Consider the following 2860-nt stretch of genomic DNA (forward strand, 5'->3'; position numbering starts at 1 on the left):
GTGCCGAGATGCTCTTCGGCATCCATTTCCTTGCCCCAGCCTTCCGGAAGTCCAGCCATGTTACCTCGCCCGCTTTACTGCCTATTTGTTAAGCTCTTTTGAGCGAGCGGGACTATAGCAAACGATCCGCCCTCGGCAAGCATCGCTTGCCCGTTGGTACACGCTAAATACCGGAAGAAACTGTGCAATTCCGCTCATGCGGATTGCATATCTGTACTGCGCTTTTCTCAGCCGCCAAAGGGTGACGGCAGCGACCCCTTGATGACCTTGCGCGAAGGAGCCGAATGATCCCAGTCAGCCAGAAGCGCGCGCAGCGCCGCCACAAAGGCAAGCGGCTGGTCAAGCATCACATGATGGCGCGCCTGCGGGATCTCGATCACGGGCGCGTACCGACCCAGCAGATTGAACATATATTCCCCGATCTCGGCCGGCAGCAGCACGGAAAACTCTCCCCGCATGATGGCAATGCGGCAGCGCGTCTCGGCAAGGCGCGCGCCCATATCGCCAATGTCGAAACGCTGCCAGATGGCGGGATCAAACTTCCACGTCCACCCCTCCCCGCCTTCCGGTGTCTCCACCCTCTTCAGCGAGTGTCGCGCGATATAATCAACGATATAGCGGTTCTCGCAGGGCTGTGGCGGCGCCAGGCGGAAACGTTCCATCGCTGCTTCAAGTGTCGGGTAGATGCGGTGGGGACGGAATTTGCGGTCAGGCGGCCCGCCCGGCCGGTCCGGCGGATTGACGGGGCTGTCCACGATCACCGTGCCTGCCAGCCGCTCGCCATAAAGTGCGCCTGTCAGAATGGTGATAAAGCCGCCAAAGGAGTGACCGACAATGATGGGCGGCTCATCGCCCGCAAAGAAACCGGCATCCTCGCAAACGGCCATCTGCTCTTCGGCAAAGGCCTCGATGGTATAGCGCTCATGCCAGCCGCTATCCCCCATGCCGGTAATGTCGATGGCGGCGACGGAATATTCCCGCGCAAGAAACGGCGCAACGAATGACCACCAGCGCGCATGCGCCCCGTTGCCGTGAACGAGAAGAAGGCCCGGCTTCGACCGGTCGCCCCAATGGAGATAGTGAACCTTGACGCCGCCGACATCGACAAAGCGGCTTTCCGGCTCAACCGCAATGGCGCGGGTGAACCATGCCGGGGCAGCCGTGACGGAAGGCCCTTCCTCATCGCCCGGAGCGAGATTGAAACCGCCTTCCGCTGCGCTCACTTCGCGGGCCGTTCACCCAGCGCCTTGAAGACGCCGGTGCCTGTCATGATGGTGCGGTCGCCGCACCAGATGCGGCCCTTCACCGTGTAGAAATCATCTTCCTGGCCGATCAATTCGCCCGTCCCCTCAACCCATTCACCGACCTTCGCACCGGACAGGAAATCCGTCAGCAGCCGAACCGTCACCCAGTAGCGATGCACCGACATGGTGATGGCATGACCAAACGCCATATCCGCGAATGCCATCAGCATACCGCCATGACAATTATTCATGCCATTGGTGTGATGTTCCTGAACGAGAAAGGCGCGCGAATAACGTCCATCCGCTTCGATACGCTCATAGAGCGGCCCGATCTGCCGCCCGAAGCCGCTGAACCAGTTGAGAAGCTGGTAGCCCTCGGGCAGGGAAATTGCATTTTCCTCAAGGAGGTCGTCCGTCATCGCCCGATACTCCATACTTTACAAAGGCAAAGAGAAGGAAGCCGCTCAGGAAACCGGCGGCACGCCCGCCTTCTTTAGCGCGGCTTTCTGGCGCTTGTCGAGTTCCTGCATATCGAACTTCTCGATCGCCTCATTGAACAGGCGATGGAAGTTCAGTTCCGCTCCGAGATGCAAAAAAACGGATCCAAGGCCGATGGCAGCGCGGTCCATGAACACGAATTCGCGCGGCGGCGTCACAGGCCCGAGCTCCCGCAGGCGCTTGTGAACGCCGAAGGCTTCCTTCCGCCCATACTCGCCCGGCTTGATCCCGTCTGCGACCGAACGCACGCGATCATCAAGCATCGGCGCATAGATGAAGCGGGCCCAGACATTCAGCACGTCTATCAGTTCGGAGGAGAGATCGCGGAACCCCCAATTCTCATAGGCCGCCGCTGCGCGATCACGGTCATCCGTTTCAAGCGCATGATAAAGCTCGACCACCCCCGCAACGAAAGCGGGCGGGAAAATGCGGATACATCCGTAATCAAGCAGATTGATGCCCCATTCATCCACCGTCCTGCCCTCCCGCACAGAATAATTGCCAAGGTGCGGGTCACCATGAATAACGCCGTAGCGCGAAAAGGGTCGCCACCACGCGATAAACATGGTCTCAGCAATGCGGTTGCGGATGTCGAGCGCATGGTCGCGAAAGCCAAGGATCGGTGCGCCGTCAAGCCAGCTCATGGTGAGCAGGCGGCCCGTGCTCAGTTCACTGAATACCTTCGGCACCGCGATGCGCGGCTCATCGCGGAATATCTCTGCATAGAGACGGATATGTGCTGCCTCGCGGCGATAATCGAGTTCTTCATGCAGCCGCTCTGCAATCTCTGCCTGGATTTCGCGCGTATTGATGGCGCGGTCCATGCGCCGGTGAATGGAGAAAATGAGCGAAAGCTGCTTCAGGTCGGCATCAACCGCTGACTGCATATCGGGATATTGCAGCTTCACCGCAAGCCGCTCGTCCTCAAGAGATGTCGCACGATGCACCTGCCCGAGAGAGGCCGCAGCCGCTGCCTCTTTCTCGAAGGAAGAAAAGCGCTTCTCCCAGCCCGCTCCAAGCTCCGCCCGCATCCTCCGCTTGACAAAAGGCCAGCCCATGGGCGGTGCGGAAGACTGGAGCTCGGAAAGCTCGGCCGCAAACTCGGCGGGCACCATGTC

General features: G+C 59.9%; 3 protein-coding genes. All 3 read right to left on the minus strand.

What is annotated here, in order from left to right; genetic code table 11:
- Positions 1–227 precede the first annotated feature (227 nt).
- Positions 228–1223 (minus strand): alpha/beta fold hydrolase, encoded by a 996-nt coding sequence (locus WBF74_RS07325; protein ID WP_424437441.1) that lies wholly within the window; start codon positions 1221–1223, stop codon positions 228–230.
- Positions 1220–1663 carry a PaaI family thioesterase gene (locus WBF74_RS07330; RefSeq protein ID WP_424437444.1) on the minus strand — a complete coding sequence of 148 codons (444 nt, stop codon included), beginning with the start codon at positions 1661–1663 and terminating at the stop codon, positions 1220–1222. The genes WBF74_RS07325 and WBF74_RS07330 overlap by 4 nt, the downstream gene beginning before the upstream one ends.
- Positions 1664–1708: 45 nt before the next feature.
- A partial coding sequence (locus tag WBF74_RS07335) for an ABC1 kinase family protein (protein ID WP_424437446.1) occupies positions 1709–2860 on the minus strand: 1152 nt, incomplete at its 5' end.

It is taken from the genome of Parvibaculum sp. (assembly GCF_049672805.1).
Classification (GTDB): Bacteria; Pseudomonadota; Alphaproteobacteria; order Parvibaculales; family Parvibaculaceae; genus Parvibaculum.

Bases quoted from the DNA above. Each gene is read 5' to 3' on its own strand.
- WBF74_RS07330 (WP_424437444.1), bottom strand. From the start codon at position 1,663: ATGACGGACGACCTCCTTGAGGAAAATGCAATTTCCCTGCCCGAGGGC.